Below are 24,534 nucleotides of genomic sequence, written 5' to 3' on the forward strand. Positions count from 1 at the left end.
CCTTATCAACAGCTGAGGTTAATTAGGTTTTTATTCGCGCTTCTGGATTTTAGTGGCTATTTTTTAGATGGTCACTCATGCGCCGATCAGGTTCGGCGCTACATGTTAAAGGAAGCGCTATGGCAATAACAGAACGACAAAAACAGCTGGTACAAAGTAGCTTTGCAAAAGTGGAACCCATTTCTGAGCAAGCCGCGGATATTTTCTACAAAACCTTATTCGAATACGACCCTTCGCTAAAACCACTATTCAAAACAAGTATCAAGGCTCAAGGCCAAAAGCTCATGGCAACACTGAAACTGGCAGTCGCAGGGCTGGATGATCTAGAAAAGCTAGTACCCGTACTCCAGAGCCTTGCTGAACGTCATGTTGGTTATGGTGTTGAAGCTAAAGACTTTACACCGGTAGGTAATGCCTTATTACATACCCTAAAAGTCGGGCTTGGAGATGAGTGGGATAGTGAACTGCGCCAGGCTTGGGTTGATACAATTCATTTGGTGGCTGATGTCATGAAAGCCCATTCCTTCAATGAGTCGTGACATTGAAAAGCGCTCGCTAGGCGCTTTAAAGTTACTTGATACAGCGCACTTGTGCGACAAGATCTGGTTGGTACGGTCTGGGAGAAGTGGGTAGCTTTTCAAAGCCTTGCACGCCTTGCTGTAAAGTGATCTGCGGGGTGCTCCCTTGGCACAAGCGTTGGCTGTGGCGCAGCAAAAACACACTTTGTTGCAAAAAATGTCGATAACTATCCGATTTTATCTGCAATAAGTAGTGGGCATTATTATACTTGGTTTGTTCATAATGAACTTTATGATCAAAGTCATAGTGCTTTTCGGGTTTGCCTGGCACGGCTTTGATATTCTGACAAGCACTCAGCAGCAGTATACTTAATATAACCAATATACTGGCTAAACATTGGTTGTTATAACTACTTAATCTTTTTGACTCCATGTATGCTTGGTCCTTAAATTTTTAAACCATATTAAGTCTAACATAGACAGGGGTATCCCGTTGTTAAATCATCTAAAGAAGTTATTGCAAAACGCCACGGCATCCGCTCCGAAGCCACTAGAACTGGAGTTTAATACGGCACTAGCAGCATTAATGGTTGAAGTGATGCGCTCTGATGGTAAAACATTAGAAAGTGAGTTGAATAAAATTCGTAATATACTCATAAGTCGGTGTCAGTTGGAGGGGGAGCAGGTTGAGACGCTACTTGAGCAGGCACAGCAACAGGTTGATCAGGCCATAGATTTATACGCGTTTGTTAAGCAAATAAATCGTCAAACCTCTGATGTTGAACGCATTGAGATCATTGAGCTACTGTGGCATGTGGCGTTTGCCGACGGTCATTTAGACAGTCATGAAGATCACATAATACGTAAAATATCTGGGCTATTATATGTGGCGCACGTTGATTTTATTGGCGCAAAAATAGCCGCACAAGATGCTTTGCAAGGCTAGCCTCAGCTGAAGACGTTCAAGTGAGGCGATAGCACTTGATCAGATAACGCGAGAGAAGCGTGTTGTTTTCAATTGTTGTTGCAAGTAAGCGTCAAAGCACATACAGATGATCCGAATAAACAGATTACCTTTGCTGGTCACCGTAATTTTCTCTGGGGTTATCTCTACTAAGCCATCCTCAGCCAGTGGTGTGAGTGCACACAACGCCTCAGAAAAGTGGGTGTTAAAGTCTAGGTTGTATATGGCTTCAAACTGCGGAATATCCAGTTCAAAGTGGCAGATAAGCTGTTTGATCACTGCTGCTCTAAGCTTGTCTTCCTCATCTAATTTCATGCCTTTGGCAATAGCAAATCCCGCTAGGTTTACAGCTTCATAATAGGCTTTAAGATCCTTTTCGTTTTGCAAAATAGCATCACCTATTTGTGAAATAGATGACACCCCCAGACCCAGCAAGTCGCACTCCCCATGGGTTGTATAGCCTTGAAAATTACGGTGAAGCTTGCCGAATTGCTGCGCAACGGCCAGCTCATCGGTCTTTTTGGCAAAATGGTCCATACCAATAAATTGATAACCCGCCTCTGTCATTTGCGCGAGCGTGTTTTTAAACATCGTGAGCTTTTGCGCAGGAGTGGGCATATCAGCTTCTTTCAATTTACGCTGAGCGGCAAACTTATCGGGCAGGTGGGCATAGTTAAACACAGAGACTCTATCAGGGCTTAGCTCGATGAGTTTAGCGATGCTGTTTGCAAAGCTTTCAGGTGTTTGATGAGGAAGCCCATAGATCATATCAGCATTAATGGACTTAAAGCCCAACTCACGGGCATGCGTTAATAATGCTATCACGTCTTCCATGTGTTGGGGGCGGTTAACCGCTTCTTGTACTTGGTCGTTAAAATCTTGTACGCCAAAGGAGATGCGATTAAAACCAAGTTGTTTCAAGTGTTCTAGCATACCTTCTGCCAATGAGCGCGGATCTATCTCAATGCTGCGCTGCGCCTTAGGTGTAAAAGCAAAATGTTGCTCTAGCATAGTGATTAAGCGACTCATTTGCTTTGAACTTAGAAAGGTGGGCGTCCCTCCCCCTAGATGTAATTGTTCAACACCATAGTGAGCAAATAATGGCGCTTGTGCCTGAATTTCTAACTCCAGGTTATCTAAATAGGTGTCTGCTTTGTGTTGATGGCGGGTCACTATCTTGTTGCAGCCACAGTAGTAGCAAAGCTGATGACAAAACGGGATGTGAATATACAGTGAAAGTGAGCGACTTTTTGAAGATTGAACCGCAGCACGCAGCGCTGTGTCATCATAGCCAGATTGTAAAGACAGCGCCGTTGGGTACGAGGTATACCTTGGACCAGACACATTATACTTTTTGATCAGGGAGTCATCCCAAGTTGGTAGATTAATCACGTTAAGCACTCACTTTTTCACGTATAAGTCGGGAGTGTGAGTATAAAACGAAGGGGGTAGCAGGTTATTGATCTGCCGCAAGGTTGTGATGTGCTCCTTAGAGCACATCACACGGGGGTTAAAGCTTAAATTGATTAACCGTGCTATTGAGTGCTTTTGCTAGGTCATTTAACTCTTTGGCTTCACCGGCCAGTGTATGCGCATGGTGTGCCGTACTGTTGACCAAATCATTAATGGTATTAAGACTGTTGTTGATGTCTTCGGCGACCACGGTTTGTTCTTCGGTTGAGGTTGCGATTTGATGGCTTTGATCTTGTACCGTTGTCACTGAGTCTGCAATCTCTCTTAATGAGTCAAGTACCCCTTGCGTTTGTTCTACGGTACTTTGTGCCTGCTCCTGACCTTGTTGCATCATGCCGGACGCTTGCTGAGCAATTTGTTGTAAGCGTGAGATCATGTTGCGAATATCATCGGTAGACTCTTGTGTACGACTCGCCAGAGAACGCACTTCATCGGCAACCACTGCAAAGCCTCGGCCTTGCTCACCCGCTCGTGCTGCTTCAATTGCGGCATTCAATGCCAGCAGGTTAGTTTGCTCGGCAATACCATTGATCACATCAATAACCGCGCCGATGTTACTGGTTTCTTGCTCTAAGCCAGAAACCACTTTGGCTGCTTCTCCAATGTGCGCCGATAGCTCGGTCATCACTTGTTGTGCTTGGTTTGAGCGAGTAGCCCCATCTTGGGTCATGCGCTGTACAGTTTCGGCCGCTTGGTTGGTTTCTTGAGCATTGCGGGAAATCTCCGTTACCGTGGCAGCCATTTCAGTAACCGCTGCACTCACGCTGTCTACCTGCTCTTTTTCTTGTTGAATTTCAGAGTTGGTACTAGATGATACCTCACTCAATTGCGCTGCGGCATTACCTAATTGTGATGCCTGCGCTGCGGTGTCTAACATCATGGCACGTAGTTTATCGATGAAGGTATTCATGTGATGAGCCAGCTGACCCACTTCATCTTGGCTGGTGATATTAATACGCTGGGTCAAGTCACCATCGCCCGAGGCGATATCGCGCATGGTCATGGTTAACATAGTAATCGGTTTAGCTATCATATGTGTCGCCCACCAGATCATGGCGACAACGATAGCAAGAATAATGATCACTGCGGTGATGGTGGTCATTACCGCTTGCTCTACCGGTTCTTCAATTAAACTGACTGGAATGAGAATGCCCAAATGCCAATCTAAAATTGGGGTTTCCAGCTCTACCCTATTAAATAGCGCGTAGTATTCTTTACCTTTGAGGGTAACAAGGGCGGTGCCCGACTTGTTAGTTTTCATTTTCTGATTAAGCTGGCTAAAACCGTGAGTATCGGCAAAGCGCTGCTCCAGCGCCTCTAGGCCTTCTTTACCATTTGGGCCTTCGTCGGTAATTGATAGATCATGACCGGTTCGCTTCGACAGGTGAACGACTTTAAAGTTGCTGTCTAGCAAAAAGCCATAGCCTTGATTATTAAAGCGAATGTCTTCTACCAGTGCACTGATACGGTTAATTTGTAAATCCACACCGCCAATACCCACCAATTCACCTCGGCTATTACGCACCGGCTGTTGTACTACCGCAGATACGGCACCGGTATTAATATCAACCGTAGGTGTACCTACGTACAAGCCATTGTTGCTTAGTGCGTCTTGCCACCACCCTCGTTTGTAGGTGTAATAAGGCTTACCATCGGCGAATTTTGACGTGCGTTCATTTTCTTTGAAGTACTCGCCTGTTTTGGCAGAGCCAAAGAAAGCTGATAGCACATTTTCATCGTCGCTACTGATGCGAATGAAATCTTTATTGATATTTTCATAGCCTGCAAATGAGGCTAGGTCGCTTTCTCGGGTATCGTATTGCTCAAAAAAGGCAATCATATGCGGGCTGGTAATAAATGACTTAACCAGTTTACCGTATTGTGCGAAAAATGACTCCATCGAAAGTTTTTCGCCATGTAAGTAGCTTTGAGCCTCGCGCTCCACACCTTGTCGCGACAAAGTCGCAATGTGATTCACAAAATAGCCCGATGCAATAATCAACAACACTGAAATTGTGCCGCCTATAAGCAGGAGGATCTTTTTCCTCAGAGATAAATTTTCAAGCATGGTATGTTCTTTTTCTTGGTAATGCGCAAACTATAATCAAACCATATCTGTTTCTGCTTTGCTACCATTTGCGCTGAGCGATGTATTTTCAGTATGGCTGATTGTCAGGATTATTTCACACAAAAGCGCTATGTAGGTAAGGTTCGTATATGCGTAATTAAAGAAGGCAGGCAGGTGTAACACAATAGATAAGACAACAAAAAAACGCCCAACGAGGGGCGCTTTTGATAAAGGAATTGGTATACCGAATGGTTTACCGAGTCGGTAATTAGCCGCGAGGACCCGCCTGTTTGATGGCGTCAGAAACATCGTATTTTTCGAAGTTTTCTTTAAAGTCCGCAGCCAGTTTAGCGGCATATTCAGCGTATTTACCTTTGTCTTCCCAAGTATTAATTGGGTTAAGTAAGGCGCTGTCTACACCAGGTACCGCGACTGGTACGTCTAAGTTTAGCGACTCAATGTGAGTGGTTTCAACGTCAGCCAATTTGCCTGATACGATAGCATCTACAACGGCACGCGTGGTTGGAATATCAAAACGCTTACCAATACCGTAAGGACCACCAGTCCAGCCAGTATTTACTAAGTAAACTTTTGCGCCAAACTCACGTACGCGTTTCATAAGAAGTTCTGCGTAAACGCCTGCTGGACGCGGGAAGAAAGGTGCGCCAAAACAAGTCGAGAACGTTGACTCGATGTCAGCGGTTGAACCGATTTCAGTTGAACCTACTTTAGCTGTGTAACCACTTAGGAAGTGGTAAGCCGCAGCTTCTTCAGACAGTACAGATACCGGAGGCAATACGCCGCTTACGTCACAGGTTAAGAATACTACAGCCTTTGGCTCGCCAGCGCGGTTTTCTACTTTGCGCTTTTCTACGTGCTCAAGCGGGTAAGCTGCGCGAGTGTTTTGCGTTAGGCTCGTGTCGTTGAAATCAGGTACACGGTTTTCGTCAAGTACGACGTTTTCTAAGATGGTACCGAACTTGATAGCGTTCCAGATCACAGGTTCATTCTTTTGTGATAGGTCGATACACTTAGCGTAACAACCCCCTTCAATGTTAAATACACTGCCAGGTGCCCAGCCGTGCTCGTCATCACCGATTAGGAAGCGAGTAGGGTCAGCTGATAGGGTTGTTTTACCTGTACCAGATAAACCGAAGAACAGCGCAGTGTCGCCCGCTTCGCCCACGTTTGCACTACAGTGCATTGGCAATACGCCTTTGGCTGGAAGTAGGAAGTTCTGTACCGAGAACATTGATTTTTTCATTTCACCAGCATAATGCATACCAGCAAGCAGTACTTTACGCTCTGCAAAGTTGATGATCACGGTACCATCACTGTTGGTGCCATCGCGCTCTGGGTCACAAACAAATGAAGGTACATTCATTACATGCCACTGAGGTAAGTCAGCTGCATTATAACGCTCAGGTTCAATAAACATGTTTTTAGCAAAAATATGGTGCCAAGCAGTTTCAGTAGTTACTACAACTGGTAAATAGTGCTCTGGATCTGCACCCACTTCAAGGTGAGAGACGAAGTGGTCATTGCTTTGTACGTGTGCTTCAACACGAGCCCATAGTGCATTAAATTTTTCCGCATCGAATGGGCGGTTAACGTTGCCCCATTGGATGTCGTTTTCAGTGCTTGGCTCTTTTACGATAAAACGATCACTTGGTGAACGGCCTGTACGACGGCCAGTTTTAGCTACGAAAGCCCCATTTGCGGCTAAAGTGCCTTCACCACGGCTAATGGCGTGTTCGACAAGTTCGGCTGCAGTTAAATCGACAAAACGAGTAGCGCTTGAAGTCATGTTATTACCTAAATGTGAGAATTGAACGGGATAGCTCTGAGTTCTTAAGCTGAATTTATAGTACCAGATGGTTTTGAGATATTCGAGCTTTTGGAGGCGCTAAAAAGGCATAAAAACGTCAAAAAACTTAAATAATTTCAATGATACCGGTGTCATGAAAATTACTAAATTTGTGATACCGGTGTCATTTTTTCCTAACAATAAAGCCGTCGTTTTGACGGCTTTATTATGGAAACATTCGCTAAGGTAGATTTAGTTAAATATTGCCTTAATATCGTCTTTGCTGAAAACGTAGTTTTTCAAGCAGTAATGACAGCTGATGTTGATCTCACCTTGCTTTTCAATATCCGCAAGCAGTGCTTCTTGACCTACATTCACCAAAGCATTAATTGTTTTTTCGCGACTACAACCACACACGAAGTTAATCTCCTGTGGCTCAAACAATTGCGGATTATCTTCGTGATATAAACGTGTCAGTACGGTTTGCGCGTCTAAATCCAACAGCTCTTCATCTTTAATGGTGTTGCTCAGCGCTTCAAGATGTACAAAGTCTTCTTGTGACTTTTCTTTATCAACTGGCAGTACCTGTAAGAATAGACCCGCAGCTTTAACACGTTCCCCTTCGGTGCTGGTTGCAAACCATAGGCGAGTTTTAAGTTGTTCTGATTGCGTAAAGTAATCTTCTAGACACTCAGCCAAAGAATCAGAGGTGAGAGGCACGATACCTTGATAACGCTCGCCTTTGGTTGGTGTAATGGTAATGACCATATACCCTTTACCCATTAGCTCTGAGATTGTGGTCCCAGCAACTTCGCTTTGTAAGCGCGCAACACCACGCATGTTTTGCTGGTGATCACCATTGATAACCGCATACTTTACTGGGCCGTCGCCTTGTAACTGTACGGCGATGTCACCTTCAAACTTCAAAGTGGCCGTCAATAAACTGGTCGCAACTAATAGCTCACCCAGTAATGCTTGCACTGCTTGGGGATAGTCATGTCCAGCAATGATCTCATTAAAGGTATGATCTATTTGTACCAGTTCGCCGCGTACATCGAGTTTTTCGAAAATATAGCGGTGGAGTAAATCAGGTTGCATTTATTTAAATCCTAGCTTGATTTCAATTTGAGTAATTCGCGTCTTTGCTTTTTGTCCGGTTTGTTAACAGGATGTGGTGCAAAAAAGCTGTTGTTCTTGCGCGCTATTGCGTTTTGTTCGCGCTTTTTAACACTTTGTTCCGATTCTCGGTAAGATTGCTGGGCAATTGGCGCTGATTGACGTTTGTCGAGTAACACCAAAACAGTCACTTCTTTTTCATCAAACCCTTGTGCTAGCTTAATGGTGGCACCAAGTTCAACTAACTTACTGGGTTTACAGCGTTGCCCGTTATAGTGTACTTTACCCCCTTGGACCATTTCTCGAGCGATCGCTCGAGTCTTGTAAAATCGTGCAGCCCATAGCCATTTGTCTAGCCTGACGGCACCATTTTGCTGTGGTTGTTCAAGGGTTTTTTTAGTCACAATTTATTAACCATAAAGAATGTGGAATAATGCGACAAATTTAGCATATTTCAATGTTCAAAAAAAGGTCGTGGAACTCTCGCGATGTATTGTGTTCAAAGGGATGCCCGCTGACCACTCAGTGCAGACAAACTGTCATATTAGTGCGCTTGTTGAATTTACACTGAAAAGGTACACTGGGAAGCTCAATAGAATAAGAAAAGACGGATATGGAATTACAAATACAACAGTTACAAAAAGTATTGCTTGGGCTACCCCATGCAAAACTCAGTCGTTTAGTGGTTTATTTAGCTGTTGTTTATATCGCTTATTTAATGTCTCAGCTTTTTTGGTTGGTTTGGCCTCAGCCTGTCACGCAGCCATTACCTTCAATGTCTTCGGTTTATGCCTCAACCAGTTCAGCTGTGAATAGCCAATCAATCATTCAACAAAACTTATTTGGTGATGCTGGTAGTAAGCCTAAAGAACAACCCAAAGCTATTGTTTCTGATGCGCCTCAAACTGCACTCAATGTGCGTTTAACGGGGATAGTCGCAGTGAGTTTAAATGACAGAGCAGGCCTTGCCATTATTGAATCTCAAGGTCGACAAACCACTTACGAAGTTCAAGAAGCGATTGAAGGCACGCGTGCTAAATTGGCCCAAGTGTTACCGGATCGCGTTATTCTAGATGTGAGTGGCCGTTTTGAAACGCTCATGCTCGATGGGCTTGAATACTCCACGAATGTAGCGATGCCTGTGGCGCCTAAATCTTCAGTGCAGGAGCGTCCATCTCGAAGTGGCGGTTCTCAATTAGTTCGTCGTGAGGTTCCAAGTGAACTAGAACAGAAAAAAGATGAGCTGTTGAAAGACCCAGGCAAACTACTCGATTATATTCGCATCACGCCACATCGCAGCGCAGGCCAGTTATTAGGCTACCGCTTGAGCCCTGGCAAAGACCCTGCCTTGTTCAGCAAAATGGGTCTAAAAAATAATGATTTAGCTGTTGCTATCAATGGCTATCAACTCACGGATATGAAACAGGCTATGTCAGCCATGAATGAGCTAAGAAACAGCACAGATGCAACCATTACCATAGAGCGTGATGGCCAAGTCATGAGCGTACAATTTAGCCTGTAACAATAGTAAATTTGGAGTTTAAAAATAATGGGTAAAAAGCTACACCTCACAAAAATCAAAAAAGGGTTAGCTAGATATGCGGCTCTGATGTTAGCAGCTGGATTGTCGCTTTCTGTATCTGCTGTTGAGTATGCTGCCAACTTCAAAGGAACCGATATTAACGAGTTTATTAATATCGTTGGCAAGAACTTGAATAAAACCATCATTATTGACCCGAACGTGCGTGGCAACATTAATGTGCGTAGTTACGAGTTGATGGATGAGTCGCTGTATTACCAGTTCTTTTTAAACGTTCTTGAAGTCTATGGCTACTCGGTTACTGAGATGCAAAGTGGCGTGCTTAAGGTTGTACGTAGCTCTGACGGTAAAAAAGGTAACGTACCGCTGGTTGAAGGCGAAGAAATGGGCAACGGAGATGTGATGATCACCCGAGTGGTACGCGTAAAGAATGTAAGCGTACAAGAACTTGGCCCGCTTATTCGTCAATTCAGTGACCAAAAAGACGGTGGTCATGTTACTAACTTAAACTCAGCAAACGTGATGATGTTGACCGGGCACGCAGCGTCAGTAAACCGCTTAGTTGATATCATCAAGTCGGTTGACCAAGCCGGCGACAAGCGTGTTGATATCGTAAAACTTAACCATGCGACCGCCGATGACGTGGTATCGGTTGTTGAAAATATCTATAAAGATAGCGGCAAGGGTGCAATTCCTGACTTTTTGATCCCCAAAGTGGTGGCTGATAGCCGTACCAACAGTGTGATCGTCAGTGGTGAGTCTCAGGCGCGTAGCCGTGCAACAGATTTAATCAAACGCCTTGATAATGAGTTGGAAAACCAAGGTAACACCAAGGTGTTCTACCTTAACTACGCCAAAGCTGAAGACTTAGTAAAAGTACTTCAAGGTGTGAGCAAAACCCTGCAAGAAGATGCACAGGGCGGCGCCAATAATACCCGTAGCAGCCGTACTAATAAAAATGAAACCAGCATTGAAGCGCACCAAGATTCAAACTCACTAGTGATTACTGCCCAACCTGACACCATGCGTTCGCTATCACAGGTGATTGAACAGCTTGATATTCGTCGTGCGCAGGTATTGGTTGAGGCCATCGTGGTGGAAGTACTGGAGAGCGATGGTATTAACTTTGGCTTGCAGTGGATCTCAGAAAAGGGTGGCATGTTGCAGTTTAACAACGGCAGTGCTGTACCCATTGGTTCATTGGCGGTTGCGGCGGAGCAGGCGAGAGACAAAGAAATTACTAAAAATGTCATTGGTCAAGAAAGTGGCAAGGCAACGGCATATACTGAAACCGTTGAAGGTGACTTAGGGCCTCTCGGCCAGTTACTCGGCGGTGTAAATGGTTTGGCCATGGGGATTATCAAAAACGACTGGGGCGCGATTGTTCAAGCCATCTCTAGTGATACCAAATCAAACATTCTTGCTACGCCTTCTGTAACCACCATGGACAACGAAGAAGCGTCTATGATTGTCGGTCAGGAAGTACCTGTGATCACTGGCTCTACCTCAGGTGATAACAACTCTAACCCATTCCAAACGGTAGACCGTCAAGAAGTGGGTATTAAATTAAAAGTCACGCCACAAATTAACGATGGTTCGGCGGTACAGCTTACCATTGAACAAGAAGTGTCAAGCGTCAGTGGTGCCACGGCGGTGGATATTGCAGTAAACAAACGTGCGATTAATACCACGGTAATTGCCGACGATGGCGGCATGGTAATTTTAGGTGGTTTGATTGATGAAGACGTACAAGAAAGTGTTTCTAAGGTGCCACTACTTGGTGATATTCCAGTATTAGGTCACTTGTTCAAATCAACGGGCACCACCAAACGTAAGCGTAATTTATTGGTGTTCATCCGTCCGACTATCATTCGTGATAGCCGCAGTATGAACAAACTAAGCCACTCTAAGTACAACTTTATTCGTACTGAGCAGCAGATCCAGCAAGAAGATGGCATCGAGCTTATGCCATTTGAGCAAACACCTGTGCTACCTGAGTGGAATGATGCGCTGGTATTGCCACCTACTTACGAAGAGTACCTAGACAAGCAAAATAATAATGAGCGTAGCAATGATGACTGATAGCAAGGTAGAGGCAGTTACTGAAGTGCCTGTTAGTGAGTTATCTACACAAGAAATGCCAGCGGACGTGCTAGAGCACTCTGAGCATGTGGCGCACTCGCCTCTGCGACTGCCATTTGCGTATGCACGTCGAGAAGGAATGCTATTGAGTAAACAACCGGATGGTCTGGTTGTTTACTATCGCGGTGAACTGGATGTGACCACCTTACTTGAGGTGAGACGCGTTGCGGGCGAAGCATTTACTTTAGAGCAACTAGATGACGATAAGTTTGAGTTATTACTTGAGGCGTCATATCAAAGAGATAGCTCTGAAACCCAACAGATGATGGAAGACATCGGCAACGAGGTAGATTTATTCTCGCTTGCTGAAGAGTTGCCACAAACCGAAGACTTGTTGGCGGCGGATGACGATGCACCAATTATTAAGCTGATCAACGCCATGCTCAGTGAAGCCATCAAAGAAGGGGCGTCGGATATTCACATTGAGACCTTTGAGCAATCTTTGGTGATCCGTTTCCGTGTTGATGGCGTGCTAAAAGAAGTTCTAAAACCAAACCGAAAACTGGCATCACTATTGGTCTCTCGTATCAAGGTTATGGCAAAACTGGATATCGCGGAAAAGCGTATTCCGCAAGATGGCCGTATTAGCCTACGTATTGCGGGACGTGCGGTTGATGTGCGTGTATCAACCATGCCTTCAAGCTTTGGTGAGCGTGTGGTGCTGCGTCTACTTGATAAAAACAATGCTCGTCTAAACCTAGAAGACTTAGGTATGACGGAGCGCAACCGTGAGTTGTTCGCAGACATCATCAACAAGCCTCATGGTATTATTCTTGTGACAGGTCCAACGGGTTCAGGTAAAAGTACCACCTTGTACGCGGGCATGAGCCAGATCAACTCAAAAGATCGCAACATTTTGACGGTTGAAGACCCGATTGAATATGAGATCCCTGGCATCGGTCAAACTCAGGTAAACACTAAGGTCGACATGACATTTGCACGAGGTTTACGTGCGATTTTACGTCAGGATCCGGATGTGGTGATGGTCGGTGAGATCCGAGATTTAGAAACCGGACAAATTGCGGTACAAGCATCACTAACTGGTCACTTGGTAATGTCTACCCTGCATACCAACACGGCAGCGGGTGCCATTACGCGGATGGAAGACATGGGTGTTGAGCCATTCTTATTGTCATCATCACTATTGGGTGTGTTATCACAGCGCTTAGTTAGAACATTATGCCCAAGCTGTAAAGAAGCACATCAGGCTGATGCACGTGAGTGCGAGTTGCTTGGCGTATCGCAAGACGAACCGGTCATGATTTATCGCGCGGTAGGTTGTGAAGAGTGTAACTTTAATGGTTATAAAGGCCGTACAGGTATTCATGAACTACTGGTGGTGGATGAAACCATTCGTGAGCTTATTCACAACGGTAAAGGTGAACAGGCAGTAGAAAAGTACATTCGCAAAAACAGCCCAAGCATTCGCCAAGACGGTATTGCAAGGGTACTCAAAGGTCAAACTACCTTGGAAGAAGTATTGCGTGTAACACGTGAGGAAGGTTAGTTATGGCGGCGTTTGAGTATCGAGCCTTAGATGGAAAAGGCAAAGAAAAATCAGGGATTTTAGAAGCTGATACCGCCAAGCAAGTCAGGCAAATGCTGCGTGAAAAGGCGATGATGCCGCTGGAAGTCTCGCCTGCTGCTGAAAAAGACAAGCAGCAAAGTGGTGGGGGCTTTAAGTTGTTTCAAGGCTACAAGCCGTCGGTGGCAGATCTTGCTTTGATCACACGTCAATTGGCGACTTTGATCCAGTCTTCTTTACCTGTAGAAGCGGCAGTGATGGCCGTTGCGGAGCAGTGCGAAAAACCAAGACTGAAGCGAATGCTGATGTCGGTGCGCTCAAAGGTTGTAGAAGGTTATACCCTAGCCGACGGTATGTCTGAGTTTCCACATGTTTTCGATAACTTGTATCGCTCAATGGTGGCGGCGGGTGAAAAGTCAGGACACCTTGATGAGGTACTGAACCGACTTGCCGATTACACCGAACAGCGCCAGCATATGCGTAGCCAAATTACGCAGGCGATGGTTTACCCCACCATTTTGGTAATTTTTGCGATTGCAATCGTATCGGTTTTGCTCGGCACGGTTGTGCCAAAGATATTGAAAACATTTGAGAAATCAAAGCAGGTTTTGCCATGGACCACAGAGTGGGTGATGGCTGCGAGTAATTTTGTGCAGGATTATTGGTTGATCACCTTAGTGGTGTTAACCAGCAGTATGGTGCTGTTCAAACGCGCGTTAACGCAACCCAAATTCCGTTTTTGGTTTGATAGCAAAATGTTGATGCTGCCTGGCATTGGTAAAGTTAGCCGAGGCATTAATACCGCGAGGTTTGCACGCACATTGAGTATCCTATCATCCAGTTCAGTGCCATTACTTGAAGGGATGAAAATCTCAGGACAGGTGCTTGAGAATGAAAAAATCAAAGCCGCTGTCGCTGAGGCTGCAACACGAGTCAGTGAAGGGGCAAGTTTACGAGCCGCGTTGCATCAAACCAAGTTGTTTCCACCTATGATGCTGCACATGATAGCCAGTGGTGAAAAATCGGGTGAATTGGAACAAATGCTAGAGCGTGCCGCCAATAACCAAGATCGTGAGTTTGAAAGCATGGTCAACGTATCGTTAAAGTTACTGGAACCCGCTATGATAGCAAGCATGGCGGTAATCGTGTTGTTCATTGTAATGGCAATATTACAGCCAATCATGGCGATGAATAAGGCAGTGGGCTTATAAGCCCATAACAAACATTTCAGCATGTCTTACTCATGCTGCACAGAGTTTAACTTTTGAGGGAAAATATCGTGAAAAAGCAAGCAGGTTTTTCATTACTAGAAGTAATGGTAGTACTGGTGATCATTGGTATGATCATGTCTATCGTGGCACCAAACATTATGGGCCAACAAGAAGAAGCAGCTTTGGATAAAGCTAAGTTAGATATTCAGCAATTAGAAGATGCAATGAATATGTACAAGCTAAAAAACAAGGCCTTCCCAACTACTGAGCAGGGGTTAGAAGCACTGGTCAATCAGACAACCATTGACCCAGTACCAAAACGTTTCCCTGATGGTGGCTTTATCTCTAAGCTTCCGGAAGATCCATGGGGCAATCCATACCAACTAGTGAGCCCAGGAGAAATGGGTAAAATCGACATCTTCTCAATGGGTCCAGACGGCGAAGTAGGTACCGATGACGACATTGGTAACTGGGACGACGAGACACAGCGTTAAACCTATATGAAGTCTTTATCACGTCGACATACCGCTTTGGTTCAACCACGAGGGTTTAGCTTAATAGAAATTCTCGTGGTGATCGTGATCATCGCATTTGCTACCAAAATGGTGACCTATAGCTTTGGTGGCGATATCGAGGAAGAGCTGGAAAAACAAGCACTCAAAACGCATGGTGTGATCAATATGGCATCGGAGTTTGCAGTTTTGAATCAGGTGGAGCTGGGTTTTCACCTTGATAAAAATGTACTTGAGATGTTGGTATTTGATGGTGATAAATGGGCAACGTTTGAAGCTGAAGAATTATACAAACCAATAGAATTTGGCGAAGAATACCGAGTTGCCCTCAACATTGAAGATTTGGCGTGGGCGCAAGATAACTTATTAGAGCAATCAAATTGGCGCGAGTTAATGGGGACCAGTGACGAGGAAAGTTTACTGGAACTGAAAAAACTCAAAGTGCCTCAAGTGCTTATTTTATCTTCTGGTGAAGTAAGTGCGTTTCAATTGACAATAGAGTTGGCACAGCAAAGCGAACCGGTTTATTTCATTGAAGGCGAGTTTATGGCGCCGGTTAAGCTGCGCAAGGAACCTGAAGAATGATGCGCGTAACTGGGCTGGTAAAAAATATAGCGGGTAACGCAGCGAAAGGGTTTACGTTACTGGAAGTGATGGTGGCAATGAGCATCTGCGCCATGGCCGGAATCGCAGCGATGCAGGTGACGGGGGAGCACATTACCCATATCTCAACACTTGAGGAGCAAACATATGCTTCTTGGGTTGCAGAGAACCGACTGGTCGAAATGCGCTCCGGAGGCAGCGACTGGCAAGGCAAAAATGGCCTCAAAGGCGAAGAAGAATTAGCAGAGCGAGTCTGGTATTGGCAGCAAAAGGTAACGGCAACTGCGGATCCCAGTTTTGTGAAAGTTAATATAGAGATTTTTAGCGATGAAGGTCTTAAATACTCAGTGTATGACCTAACAACTTTCATGCTCAAGGATAAGTCATGATGCGCCAGCGTGGTTTTACGTTGCTTGAAGTAATGGTTGCATTGGGAATACTGGCTTTTGTCGTGATGGCAACACATCAGATCCTCGATTCAACCATCAAAGCAAAAGAAGCATCTGAAGAAACCATTGCAGAGCTGGAATCTTTGCAGACCACGTTTCGATTGATGGACCAAGATTTTAGCCAAATGACCAAGCGCGAAGTGCGTAATGAGGCGGGCGATACCAATCCAAGCTATGTGCTGCATGGCCGCTTCGAATTGCAAAGTCAATATGATGGTATTGCCTTCGTACGAGATGGTTGGACGAATCCAATCAGCCTGTTACCACGTTCAGAGCTACAAGCGGTTGGTTATCGTGTAATTGATGACAATTTAGAACGAATTTATCGAATTTACGTTGATGAGCTGGACGGTGCAGAGCCTCGCTCACAAGTGGTAATAAAAAATGTTGAGGAGCTCAAGTTTGAGTTTCTTGATGATAAGCAAAAATGGCAAGAAGAGTGGAATAAAAAGGCGCTGCCGTTGGCTGTTGCGGTTACCTTGCAACTAAAAGATACGCCCCCAATCAGACGTTTGTTTTTAACGCCGGGAGATGGCAAAGAGCAGCAAGCATCGAGCAGTCGAAATAGTAACTCAACGGGGCAAAGCCAACGACGAGAGCAAGATAGCACTCAAAATGAGAGAAATAGGGGAGGGCGAGGATGAGCCAACAGCGTGGTGCAGCGCTTATCATCGTTCTATTCATTGTCGCACTGGCTGCGACATTGGCTGCACAGATGGCAGCCGATTTGATGGTACAAGTACAAAGAGCGCAGAATATTCAAACTCACCAGCAAGCCAAGTGGTATAGCTACGGCGCTGAAGAGTTAGTGAAAAAAGTACTGCTTGAGAGTAAAAAAGATGAGCCAGAAAAGGTCCACCTAGATCAGCCTTGGGCGCTGAGTGAGGTCCCTTACCCTGTTGATCATGGTACTTTAAGTGGCGAAGTGAGTGACTTACAGGCTTGCCTCAATTTGAACGCATTAAGAGCGCCCAAAAAACAAGGGTCTTCAAGTACTGATACGAATCCCGCGCATAAAGCGTTGTTGTCGTTGCTAACAAATATTGAAGACTTACCGCTGGACGAAAGCGAAGAAGCACTGGCTGATAGCGTGTACGACTGGCTGGACGAGGACAGCATTACCTTTCGTTCAGGTGCGGAAGAAGATGAATATATGTCGCGTACAACTCCTTATCTCAGTGCTAATAACCTGTTTGCGTCAGAGTCTGAGTTACGGGTGATAAAGGGTTTTAATCCTCTAGTGATGGAAAAGATAAAGCCTTATGTGTGTGTGATCCCAGGAAATACCGAGCTTAAGGTTAACGTCAATACAGTTATAGCCGATCAAGCCTTGTTGCTCAGTGCTTTATTGGATGGACTGAGTGAGTCTGGTGCACAAGCAGTAATTTCCGCTCGTCCAGAAAAGGGGTTTGATAGTGTTGAAGACTTTTTCATTGAGGCGAGAAACCAAGGTGCAAAAGTAGATAAAACCAGTGAAGAATTATTTACCGTAGATAGTAATTATTTTAAGTTACGCGCAAAAGCATTGTTTGATGAAAGACGCTTTTCAATGACCTCAATTATTCAAATAAATCAAGGTCAAGCAACCATACTGGCGCGAAAATTTGGAGGCGTACAGTGACAGAAAAATTAATGATCCGAGTGGGTCAGTCACATAATAACCCAATACATTGGCTGATTTTCTCATCAATAGATGAGCAAATTATTGCCAGTGGAGAATTAGACAGCGCAGAGCAGTTGCCACAGTTAGCTGAAAAGGCAGTTAATAGAGAAGTGACGCTGCTACTGAGCGCATCTCAAGTGCAATTAAAGAATGTGCTACTTCCAGCAAAATGGAATCGCAAGCTAGAGCAAGCTTTGCCGTTTATGCTCGAAGAGCAGGTCGCTTGTGATATTGATGAATTATTTATCGCGGTTGGCCAACCGGGGCTACAAGGTGAGCAACACAGTATTGAGGTAGCCATTTGTAATAAGCAGTGGCTACAAGATTGGTTAGCCTTGTTTAATGAACATAATATTGAACCTGCTCGAGTGTTGCCTGATGCGCTGTTGCTACCAGAGCAGCAGGAAAAAGAGTTATCGGTAATTGAGTTAGGTCAACAGTGGTTGTGCCGTTTTGGACAATGGCATATCAGTGCCATCGAAAAAACCTGGGGCGCGGATTACCTTTATGCGTTACAGCCGAGCAAAATTGTTCATTACAGCCCTGCGGATGCATTACCAGAGATAGCGCCAAAAGAAGCTAAACAAGCAGAGTACGATTTACCACTGGCGCTGTTTGCAAAACAGCTAGATAAAGTGTCGTTTAACTTAAGACAAGGTACCTTTGCGGCGAAGAAGAAGCAGCCTCAGTGGTGGAAAGATTGGCGCAGTGGCCTGTTGGCAGCAAGCATTGCGGTAGGGTGCTTTGTGTTAGTCAAAGGCACTCAGCTGGTCATGTTACAAAAACAAGCTGATGATTTTAAAGCTCAAGCGGTGGCTACTTACCAACAAGCATTCCCAGGTAAGGTTGTTCGCCCACACCTGCTAAGAAACCAGATCAAGAATGAGCTGGATAGCCTAAGCGGTACAGAGCACGGTGGCTTTTTGGAGCTGACCAATCATCTTGTGGCGGTATACAGGGAGGTTGAAAACTTTACCCCAGAGACGCTACGTTATGACCGTCGCCGTAACGAACTTCGCATTCGTGCAAGAGCGGATGGGTTCCAAGTGTTCGGTCAAGTGAAAGCAATTCTTGAACAAAGAGGCTTGAGTGTACAGCAAGGTTCATTAAATAACGATGGTGATGTGGTGATCGGTGAGATCCGACTAAGAGGTGATGCATGAAGCAGCAAGCATTAAAATACTGGCACTCGCTTAAGGAGCAAGAACAGAAACTACTGATTGTTGCTGCGGTCATATTCGCCATATTTGTATTAGTGATGGGGGTTTTCAGACCACTTAATGCGGCGGTAGAAAAAGCAGAGCGTGATAAATTGCGCCAGCAAGAGCTCGCCGCTTGGGTTAGCAGTAGTGTGGGTACACTAAAAAGTAGCGCATCCGGTGCTAAGCCTATGCAATCTGGCAACTTATCAGTGTTAGTAAACCGTACTCGCAATCAATATCAGATTAATATAAGCAAAATGCAACCAAGTGACCAAGCACTTAGATTGACCATAGATTCAGTGGAGTTCAATAAGTTGGTTGCTTGGTTGGACGAGTTGACTAATAAATATGGTGTAAAAATTGAGAGCCTCGATCTGGCACAAGATAGTTCACCCGGATACGTACGCGTTAGCCGCTTGTTGTTAGAGAATTAATATGAAAAAGACAGTTAGCTTAATACTTATTTTTATCGTCGCTTTTAGCCTGTTTACTTTGTATAACATGCCCGCTTCAGTTGCTTTACAGCTAGCTAATAAGCAAATTCCACCGAGTCTACAGATAGGTGCGGTGTCAGGCACTTTGTGGCAAGGGCAAGTGAGTGAAGTACGAGTCAGTAATTTACAGTTGAACAACGTGCGTTGGCGCATTGATGCGTCGGCTTTACTGATGGGGGATATGCAAGGTAATGTTCGCTTTGGTAATGCGCGTGAAAAAACTGAGATATCAGGCATGGGAGATTTCACATTAGGGCTTTTCGATCATTCAGTGAGCCTGTCTGATGCGTCTATCCGTTTTAGTGTTGAACAGGCTATGTCACAGGTTACTCTGCCGCTTCCTGTTAATGCTAAGGGGCGCGTACTGCTCGATATCGATCAGTACCAAAGTGGTATGCCGTACTGTGAATCCTTAGTGGGAGAGATCCGCAGTCCAGGTATTACCGTTGAAGGGATAACGGGCTGGTTTGATATTGGCCAGTTAGCCGGAGGCTTGAGCTGCAAGTCAGGTGATATCTCTGTGTTAGTAGACCCTGAAAATCGTTTAGGGTTACAAGCAGATGCTGTATTGGCAGAGAACTTCCAGTTTCGCGTAGCGGGTAACATTAAGCCTGATGCCTCATTACCCAAAGAAGTTCATGATGCGGTTAAGTTCTTGGGTCGTCCAGATGCTGACGGTCGTTATCCGGTTAATTTATAAAGATAACTATGCTTGATTTTAGTTTTACAGTTGAACATGAAAAACTGCTAGCGGATTATTTGGCTGCGCGTAGCGAGGCTATGTCGCTGGCGATGACCAAAGGATACTTATTTGCTTTAATCTGTGGTCCAAACGCGGTTGAGGTTGAGCAATGGTTGCATGATATCAGCGCGGCTGATGACAACATGGACGAGTCTGTAGTGTTTGCATTTATGGCTTTGCATCATCAGATCAGCGAGCAGGTTTTTGCTGGTAATTATCAATTACCATGGACGGCGCACAGTGACTATCAGTCACGTCACCAGTGGAGTGTTGGTTTTATAACAGCGGCACAGCCTTACTTTGAGGCTATTTTGACGGCCGAAAAACTAAGTAACGAACTCAAAGAAGCGTTGCAAGTTGCAACAGAACAACTGGCCTTTTTCTCTCTGTCTCAGTCTCAGGTAAGTGAGTACTGCCAACAAATCAATTGCGACGAAACGGAGTTTTTGACTCAGCAAAGTGAACTGGCAGGTGAGTTTGCCAAAGGCTTTGCGCAGTTAATAGAAGTGGTTGCAGTGGACAGCGGCTTGTATGATGATGAGGACGCTTTCTAAGCAATTTCTAGTTCGATATAGGTGCAACCCTTATCACAACAGACGTGACCTTTTTGCGCGGCATCAACAGCAAGATTGAGTTTGAGTGGTTTTTGGCACTGCTCACAGCAAATGGTTTGCCCTGCACTCAGTTTCTTAAGTAGCTGCTTTTGTTTGTTAAACGAAGCAGCACGCTGCTTATTAAGTTGACTAAAATCCATTACAAAGTTCCTGTTTTTTTCATCGCATTTTCTACAATATCGCAGATATTTTCGAGCTTGTCCGTGAAAAAATAAAGGCTCATCTCTCTTTCTAAACAATATTGTTTAAAAAATTGTCGCATAGCTAGGTCATTAGCCAATTCTTCGTCTAGATGAGCAGCTTGCTCTTCACTAAGTGATACTTGTGTATCTATGTTTGCACGGGCGAGCGATGCAGCCGTTGGACGTTGTACCTTGGTTGACTCGCTTAGCATTGAGATCAAATTTGTAATAAACTGCTCTCTGGGTTGTTTAATCAGCTCAATTTCTGTTGTGCACAGTGCGACAATAACCACTACAAAAATTAGGAATTTTTTCATAATTGCAGCTACTTTGATCTCAATAAATATAATGTCGCTTGGAGTGTAATAAAATAGCATAGTGAAAAGCAAGTCTGGCGGTTTTTTGCTGTAATAAGCAACTCCAGAGATTGGCGTTGTTTTGAATTGCTCGTTGTTTAATGACTTAAATGTGGCATTTGTTGGTATCAATCAACTGGCAAGCTTGCGTATAATATCCCTATTCTAGTTAAGGTTACTTGAGCAAGTACCTGTCGATCATAGCGGCCTAAGGAGCTTCGATGGACAATCAAATTAAAGTCAAAAACATACCTACAGAAGTTAAAATTCAACCACCTGAACAGTTGCAACCTGATAGGTTTAACCCCCGAAATCGAATATATGTGCGTGCTGTTCAAGGGCTGCATCAATTGTTACGAAAGCAAATTGGTTTCGTCGGTATGCTTGCATTTATGTTGCTGCCTTGGCTGAGTTTTAACGGACAGCAAGCGGTACTATTTGACTTGTTTGAACAGAAGTTTAATATTTTTGGGCTGACATTATTGCCGCAAGACTTAACGATTCTGGCATTTATTTTAATGATAGCTGCCTTTGCTTTATTTCTGGTGACAACCTTCTATGGTCGAGTGTGGTGCGGATATACGTGTCCTCAAACCGTTTGGACTTTTATCTTTATTTGGTTTGAAGAAAAGTTTGAAGGCTCAGCAAATCAGCGGAAGAAACTTGATCAACGTGCAATGGATTTCGACAAGTTTTGGCGCAAAACCGCAAAGCATAGTAGCTGGATACTATTTTCTTTGTACACCGCAATTACCTTTGTAGGGTATTTCACTCCAATCCGAACGCTGTTACCTGATCTACTCACTTTTTCTGCAAGTGGCTATGCAACCGTGAGTATTTTGGTGTTTGCCGTGTGTACGTATGGTAACGCAGGGTGGATGAGGGAAATCATGTGTTTGCATATTTGCCCTTATTCACGATTCCAGTCAGCCATGTTTGATAAAGACACCTTTACGGTCAGTTATGATGCTAAACGTGGTGAGGAGCGAGGCCCTCGCTCGCGTAAGCAGGATCGTAATGAGCTAGAGCTGGGTGATTGCATTGATTGCAACTTGTGCGTGCAGGTCTGCCCCACAGGTATCGATATTCGTAACGGTTTGCAGTATGAATGTATCAATTGTGGTGCTTGTATTGACGCTTGTGATGGTGTGATGGACAAAATGAACTATCCTCGCGGTCTTATTTCATATACCACGGAGCGCAACCTTGAAGCATCAGCTGAAAAAACTAAGCCAATACGCGGAAAATTGGTTGGTTATGTGTGTATTCTGCTGGTCTTAACTGGTGCTCTGGTCGCGAATGTTGCCATGCGCAAACCTATGGAGTTGGATATAATTCGTGATAGAAACCAGCTTTATCGGGTCAACTTCGAAGGGTTGGTTGAAAATACCTATACCTTAAAAATTATCAACAAGGCACAAAAAGAACAAACATTTCATATTGAAGTGCTTGGTTTAACGCATTTTGAGTATCTAGGTAAGCAGCAAGTAACGGTTGGGGCCGGTCGCGCATTGGATGTGCCACTGTCCTTAATTATTGACCCCTATGAGCTTAAAAAACCAATAACAGAGTTTGAGTTTGCTATCTACCCGATAGATCAGCCGCAATCAAAGCTGACGCAAGCCACAAACTTTTTTAAAGGCAAATAGTTAAGTACACTAAGGCTTATTACTTAAAAGCGGGGTTTCCCGCTTTTTTTATAACAGAGAAAATTTATGAGCGAATTCAGTTTTGCTAATTTAACACCAGACTTTATTTTGGATGCGGTTGAAAGTATATCGATATATCCCGAGTCAGGATTGTTGGCTTTAAACAGTTATGAAAATCGAGTGTATCAGTTTAAAGCTGAAGACAATCGCCGGTATGTGGTGAAATTTTATCGGCCAGAGCGCTGGAGTGATGAGCAAATACGAGAAGAACATCAATTTGCATTTAGCCTAGAGGCTGCAGAAGTGCCGGTTGTTGCGCCAATTAAAATAGACGGTGAAAGCCTATTTCACTTTCAAGGCTACCGTTTCGCGCTGTTTCCGAGTGTTGGTGGTAGACAGTTCGAAATGGATAACCTCGATCAATTGGAGGTTCTAGGCCGGTATATTGGACGTATGCATAGCGTTGCGGGTGCGACTTCATTCAGCTATCGGCCAACTGTTAACTGTCAAGATTATTTGCACAATGCTAAAGCCGCGCTAGTAGAAAGCCAGATGGTTCCTATGCACCTTGAAACCGCATTCATGACTATTTTGGAGCAGTTAATCAAAAAAACAGAGCAAGATTATTATCAAGTTGATCAGATCCGTTTGCATGGAGACTGTCATGCTGGCAATATTCTGTGGGCCGGTGATAGCTTAATGCTTGTTGATTTAGATGACTGTCGACAAGGGCCTATGATCCAAGACTTATGGATGATGTTAAATGGCGATAGGCAGGAGCAGGTAATACAGCTTGATACTTTGTTGTCAGGTTATGAAGAGTTTAATTCGTTCGAGCAGCGACAGCTTAATTTGATTGAGCCGTTGCGGGCGATGCGCATGGTTCATTATATGGGGTGGTTGGCAACAAGGTGGCAAGATCCTGCTTTTCCACGGAACTTTTCGTGGTTTGCGACTGACAAATACTGGGAACAACAGATTTTGGCTTTAAAAGAACAGTTTGCGACATTACATGAACCTGCGCTTAGATTAATTCCATAAAAAAATTGAGAGATATCCATGTTTAAAACGATAAAACAAACTTTATTGATAATGTGTCTTCCCTTACTGGCGTTTGCTGCAAATGCAGCTGATTTCTCGGACGGCAAGCACTACCAAACCATAGAAAATAAAAAAAGTGAAACACCTAAAGTTACAGAGTTTTTCTCTTTCTATTGCCCTCACTGTTACCAATTTGAACCAGTCGCATTATCACTGGAAGCCAGCCTTCCAGAAGGTGCTGTGTTTGAAAAAAGCCATGTAAACTTTTTACGCGGTGCATCGGCGCAGATACAAAGCAACCTGAGCTACGCATACATCATTGCAAAGCAAGCGGGCAAAGAGAAAGAGGTTGCAGCACAAATATTTGAAAGTATTCATATTAAAAAAGCGAATTTGCACGATATTAAAGATGTAAAGCAGCTACTTGCACTTAATGGTATCAGTGAAAAAGAGTTTGATGACGGTTTGAGTAGTATGCTGGTTATTGCACAAGAGAAGCAGATGCAGGACCAACAAGAGTTATTTAGCAAGCTAGGTGCATTAAGAGGCGTTCCGACTTTTATTGTCAATGACAAATATAAAGTGAATATGAAAGAGCTTAAAAGCCAAGCTGAGTTAGAAGAATTAGTTCAGTATCTGCTACAAAAATAAGAATTGGAGAAT

26 protein-coding genes are annotated in these 24,534 nt (G+C 44.3%); 18 read left to right on the forward strand and 8 right to left on the reverse strand.

The window, feature by feature from the left end; genetic code table 11:
- Positions 1-119 precede the first annotated feature (119 nt).
- A complete protein-coding gene (locus tag BET10_RS20495) occupies positions 120-539 on the forward strand; it encodes a globin family protein (RefSeq protein ID WP_070987918.1) in 420 nt (139 codons plus the stop codon).
- Between the two features lie 31 nt (positions 540-570).
- Here BET10_RS20495 and BET10_RS20500 read toward each other — a convergent pair whose 3' ends face one another.
- Entirely contained in the window at positions 571-951 is a 381-nt protein-coding gene (locus BET10_RS20500; protein WP_070987920.1) for a hypothetical protein, read from the reverse strand.
- Between the two features lie 60 nt (positions 952-1,011).
- Between BET10_RS20500 and BET10_RS20505 the strand changes: the two genes are divergently transcribed.
- Positions 1,012-1,464: a tellurite resistance TerB family protein gene (locus BET10_RS20505; RefSeq protein ID WP_070987922.1), complete on the forward strand. Its 453-nt coding sequence runs from the start codon at positions 1,012-1,014 to the stop codon at positions 1,462-1,464.
- 39 nt (positions 1,465-1,503) lie between these two features.
- Here the strand turns inward: BET10_RS20505 and hemN are convergent, their stop codons facing one another.
- The 5 genes from hemN to hslR all read right to left on the reverse strand — a co-directional run bounded on the left by hemN (position 1,504) and on the right by hslR (position 8,350).
- The gene (gene hemN, locus BET10_RS20510) at positions 1,504-2,874 is read right to left on the reverse strand and encodes an oxygen-independent coproporphyrinogen III oxidase (RefSeq protein WP_070987924.1); all 1,371 of its coding nucleotides are present in this window, start codon (positions 2,872-2,874) and stop codon (positions 1,504-1,506) included.
- 118 nt (positions 2,875-2,992) lie between these two features.
- The gene (locus BET10_RS20515) at positions 2,993-5,023 is read right to left on the reverse strand and encodes a methyl-accepting chemotaxis protein (protein WP_070987926.1); all 2,031 of its coding nucleotides are present in this window, start codon (positions 5,021-5,023) and stop codon (positions 2,993-2,995) included.
- 268 nt (positions 5,024-5,291) lie between these two features.
- The gene (locus tag BET10_RS20520; RefSeq protein ID WP_070987929.1) at positions 5,292-6,830 is read right to left on the reverse strand and encodes a phosphoenolpyruvate carboxykinase; all 1,539 of its coding nucleotides are present in this window, start codon (positions 6,828-6,830) and stop codon (positions 5,292-5,294) included.
- Between the two features lie 252 nt (positions 6,831-7,082).
- On the reverse strand, positions 7,083-7,928 hold the full coding sequence (gene hslO, locus BET10_RS20525; protein WP_070987931.1) for an Hsp33 family molecular chaperone HslO: 846 nt from the start codon (positions 7,926-7,928) through the stop codon (positions 7,083-7,085).
- Positions 7,929-7,939: 11 nt separating this feature from the next.
- Positions 7,940-8,350 (reverse strand): ribosome-associated heat shock protein Hsp15, encoded by a 411-nt coding sequence (gene hslR / locus BET10_RS20530; protein ID WP_070987933.1) that lies wholly within the window; start codon positions 8,348-8,350, stop codon positions 7,940-7,942.
- A gap of 209 nt (positions 8,351-8,559) precedes the next feature.
- Here hslR and gspC point away from each other — a divergent pair, with 209 nt between their 5' ends.
- From gspC to BET10_RS20595, 13 genes are all read left to right on the forward strand, one after another.
- Positions 8,560-9,468: a type II secretion system protein GspC gene (gene gspC / locus BET10_RS20535; protein ID WP_070987935.1), complete on the forward strand. Its 909-nt coding sequence runs from the start codon at positions 8,560-8,562 to the stop codon at positions 9,466-9,468.
- A gap of 27 nt (positions 9,469-9,495) precedes the next feature.
- Positions 9,496-11,568 (forward strand): type II secretion system secretin GspD, encoded by a 2,073-nt coding sequence (gene gspD, locus BET10_RS20540; protein ID WP_070987936.1) that lies wholly within the window; start codon positions 9,496-9,498, stop codon positions 11,566-11,568.
- A 55-nt stretch (positions 11,569-11,623) separates the two neighbouring features.
- Positions 11,624-13,135 (forward strand): type II secretion system ATPase GspE, encoded by a 1,512-nt coding sequence (gene gspE, locus BET10_RS20545; RefSeq protein ID WP_170829192.1) that lies wholly within the window; start codon positions 11,624-11,626, stop codon positions 13,133-13,135.
- A gap of 2 nt (positions 13,136-13,137) precedes the next feature.
- On the forward strand, positions 13,138-14,364 hold the full coding sequence (gene gspF, locus BET10_RS20550; RefSeq protein ID WP_070987938.1) for a type II secretion system inner membrane protein GspF: 1,227 nt from the start codon (positions 13,138-13,140) through the stop codon (positions 14,362-14,364).
- A gap of 68 nt (positions 14,365-14,432) precedes the next feature.
- Complete coding sequence (gene gspG, locus BET10_RS20555) at positions 14,433-14,858, forward strand: type II secretion system major pseudopilin GspG (RefSeq protein ID WP_070987940.1); 426 nt, start codon at positions 14,433-14,435, stop codon at positions 14,856-14,858.
- 6 nt (positions 14,859-14,864) lie between these two features.
- Positions 14,865-15,461: a prepilin-type N-terminal cleavage/methylation domain-containing protein gene (locus tag BET10_RS20560; protein ID WP_070987942.1), complete on the forward strand. Its 597-nt coding sequence runs from the start codon at positions 14,865-14,867 to the stop codon at positions 15,459-15,461.
- The gene (gene gspI / locus BET10_RS20565) at positions 15,458-15,868 is read left to right on the forward strand and encodes a type II secretion system minor pseudopilin GspI (RefSeq protein WP_420820134.1); all 411 of its coding nucleotides are present in this window, start codon (positions 15,458-15,460) and stop codon (positions 15,866-15,868) included. The genes BET10_RS20560 and gspI overlap by 4 nt, the downstream gene beginning before the upstream one ends.
- Complete coding sequence (gene gspJ / locus BET10_RS20570) at positions 15,868-16,572, forward strand: type II secretion system minor pseudopilin GspJ (protein ID WP_070987984.1); 705 nt, start codon at positions 15,868-15,870, stop codon at positions 16,570-16,572. Before gspI ends, gspJ begins: the two co-directional genes overlap by 1 nt.
- Positions 16,569-17,549 (forward strand): type II secretion system minor pseudopilin GspK, encoded by a 981-nt coding sequence (gene gspK, locus BET10_RS20575; protein ID WP_070987944.1) that lies wholly within the window; start codon positions 16,569-16,571, stop codon positions 17,547-17,549. The genes gspJ and gspK overlap by 4 nt, the downstream gene beginning before the upstream one ends.
- Positions 17,546-18,754 carry a type II secretion system protein GspL gene (gspL, locus tag BET10_RS20580; protein ID WP_070987946.1) on the forward strand — a complete coding sequence of 403 codons (1,209 nt, stop codon included), beginning with the start codon at positions 17,546-17,548 and terminating at the stop codon, positions 18,752-18,754. Before gspK ends, gspL begins: the two co-directional genes overlap by 4 nt.
- The gene (gene gspM / locus BET10_RS20585; protein WP_070987948.1) at positions 18,751-19,227 is read left to right on the forward strand and encodes a type II secretion system protein GspM; all 477 of its coding nucleotides are present in this window, start codon (positions 18,751-18,753) and stop codon (positions 19,225-19,227) included. Before gspL ends, gspM begins: the two co-directional genes overlap by 4 nt.
- 1 nt (position 19,228) lies before the next feature.
- Complete coding sequence (locus BET10_RS20590; RefSeq protein WP_070987950.1) at positions 19,229-19,987, forward strand: type II secretion system protein N; 759 nt, start codon at positions 19,229-19,231, stop codon at positions 19,985-19,987.
- A gap of 8 nt (positions 19,988-19,995) precedes the next feature.
- Entirely contained in the window at positions 19,996-20,583 is a 588-nt protein-coding gene (locus tag BET10_RS20595) for a UPF0149 family protein (protein WP_070987951.1), read from the forward strand.
- Here BET10_RS20595 and BET10_RS20600 read toward each other — a convergent pair.
- The gene (locus tag BET10_RS20600) at positions 20,580-20,783 is read right to left on the reverse strand and encodes a hypothetical protein (RefSeq protein WP_070987953.1); all 204 of its coding nucleotides are present in this window, start codon (positions 20,781-20,783) and stop codon (positions 20,580-20,582) included. The genes BET10_RS20595 and BET10_RS20600 overlap by 4 nt on opposite strands.
- Positions 20,783-21,142: a hypothetical protein gene (locus BET10_RS20605; RefSeq protein ID WP_139158532.1), complete on the reverse strand. Its 360-nt coding sequence runs from the start codon at positions 21,140-21,142 to the stop codon at positions 20,783-20,785. Before BET10_RS20605 ends, BET10_RS20600 begins: the two co-directional genes overlap by 1 nt.
- Before the next feature lie 260 nt (positions 21,143-21,402).
- Here BET10_RS20605 and ccoG point away from each other — a divergent pair, with 260 nt between their 5' ends.
- From ccoG to BET10_RS20620, 3 genes are all read left to right on the forward strand, one after another.
- Positions 21,403-22,830 carry a cytochrome c oxidase accessory protein CcoG gene (ccoG, locus tag BET10_RS20610; RefSeq protein ID WP_070987955.1) on the forward strand — a complete coding sequence of 476 codons (1,428 nt, stop codon included), beginning with the start codon at positions 21,403-21,405 and terminating at the stop codon, positions 22,828-22,830.
- A 66-nt stretch (positions 22,831-22,896) separates the two neighbouring features.
- Positions 22,897-23,871: a serine/threonine protein kinase gene (locus BET10_RS20615; RefSeq protein ID WP_070987957.1), complete on the forward strand. Its 975-nt coding sequence runs from the start codon at positions 22,897-22,899 to the stop codon at positions 23,869-23,871.
- An 18-nt stretch (positions 23,872-23,889) separates the two neighbouring features.
- The gene (locus BET10_RS20620; protein ID WP_070987959.1) at positions 23,890-24,522 is read left to right on the forward strand and encodes a thiol:disulfide interchange protein DsbA/DsbL; all 633 of its coding nucleotides are present in this window, start codon (positions 23,890-23,892) and stop codon (positions 24,520-24,522) included.
- Positions 24,523-24,534 lie beyond the last annotated feature (12 nt).

Origin of the sequence: Pseudoalteromonas amylolytica (assembly GCF_001854605.1) — a bacterium.
In the GTDB taxonomy this organism is placed as follows: Bacteria; Pseudomonadota; Gammaproteobacteria; order Enterobacterales; family Alteromonadaceae; genus Pseudoalteromonas; species Pseudoalteromonas amylolytica.

Bases quoted from the DNA above. Each gene is read 5' to 3' on its own strand.
- BET10_RS20495 (WP_070987918.1), top strand. From the start codon at position 120: ATGGCAATAACAGAACGACAAAAACAGCTGGTACAAAGTAGCTTTGCA.
- BET10_RS20500 (WP_070987920.1), bottom strand. From the start codon at position 951: ATGGAGTCAAAAAGATTAAGTAGTTATAACAACCAATGTTTAGCCAGT.
- BET10_RS20515 (WP_070987926.1), bottom strand. From the start codon at position 5,023: ATGCTTGAAAATTTATCTCTGAGGAAAAAGATCCTCCTGCTTATAGGC.
- BET10_RS20520 (WP_070987929.1), bottom strand. From the start codon at position 6,830: ATGACTTCAAGCGCTACTCGTTTTGTCGATTTAACTGCAGCCGAACTT.
- hslO (WP_070987931.1), bottom strand. From the start codon at position 7,928: ATGCAACCTGATTTACTCCACCGCTATATTTTCGAAAAACTCGATGTA.
- gspC (WP_070987935.1), top strand. From the start codon at position 8,560: ATGGAATTACAAATACAACAGTTACAAAAAGTATTGCTTGGGCTACCC.
- gspD (WP_070987936.1), top strand. From the start codon at position 9,496: ATGGGTAAAAAGCTACACCTCACAAAAATCAAAAAAGGGTTAGCTAGA.
- gspE (WP_170829192.1), top strand. From the start codon at position 11,624: ATGCCAGCGGACGTGCTAGAGCACTCTGAGCATGTGGCGCACTCGCCT.
- gspF (WP_070987938.1), top strand. From the start codon at position 13,138: ATGGCGGCGTTTGAGTATCGAGCCTTAGATGGAAAAGGCAAAGAAAAA.
- BET10_RS20560 (WP_070987942.1), top strand. From the start codon at position 14,865: ATGAAGTCTTTATCACGTCGACATACCGCTTTGGTTCAACCACGAGGG.
- gspI (WP_420820134.1), top strand. From the start codon at position 15,458: ATGATGCGCGTAACTGGGCTGGTAAAAAATATAGCGGGTAACGCAGCG.
- gspJ (WP_070987984.1), top strand. From the start codon at position 15,868: ATGCGCCAGCGTGGTTTTACGTTGCTTGAAGTAATGGTTGCATTGGGA.
- gspK (WP_070987944.1), top strand. From the start codon at position 16,569: ATGAGCCAACAGCGTGGTGCAGCGCTTATCATCGTTCTATTCATTGTC.
- gspM (WP_070987948.1), top strand. From the start codon at position 18,751: ATGAAGCAGCAAGCATTAAAATACTGGCACTCGCTTAAGGAGCAAGAA.
- BET10_RS20590 (WP_070987950.1), top strand. From the start codon at position 19,229: ATGAAAAAGACAGTTAGCTTAATACTTATTTTTATCGTCGCTTTTAGC.
- BET10_RS20595 (WP_070987951.1), top strand. From the start codon at position 19,996: ATGCTTGATTTTAGTTTTACAGTTGAACATGAAAAACTGCTAGCGGAT.
- BET10_RS20600 (WP_070987953.1), bottom strand. From the start codon at position 20,783: ATGGATTTTAGTCAACTTAATAAGCAGCGTGCTGCTTCGTTTAACAAA.
- BET10_RS20605 (WP_139158532.1), bottom strand. From the start codon at position 21,142: ATGAAAAAATTCCTAATTTTTGTAGTGGTTATTGTCGCACTGTGCACA.
- ccoG (WP_070987955.1), top strand. From the start codon at position 21,403: ATGGACAATCAAATTAAAGTCAAAAACATACCTACAGAAGTTAAAATT.
- BET10_RS20615 (WP_070987957.1), top strand. From the start codon at position 22,897: ATGAGCGAATTCAGTTTTGCTAATTTAACACCAGACTTTATTTTGGAT.
- BET10_RS20620 (WP_070987959.1), top strand. From the start codon at position 23,890: ATGTTTAAAACGATAAAACAAACTTTATTGATAATGTGTCTTCCCTTA.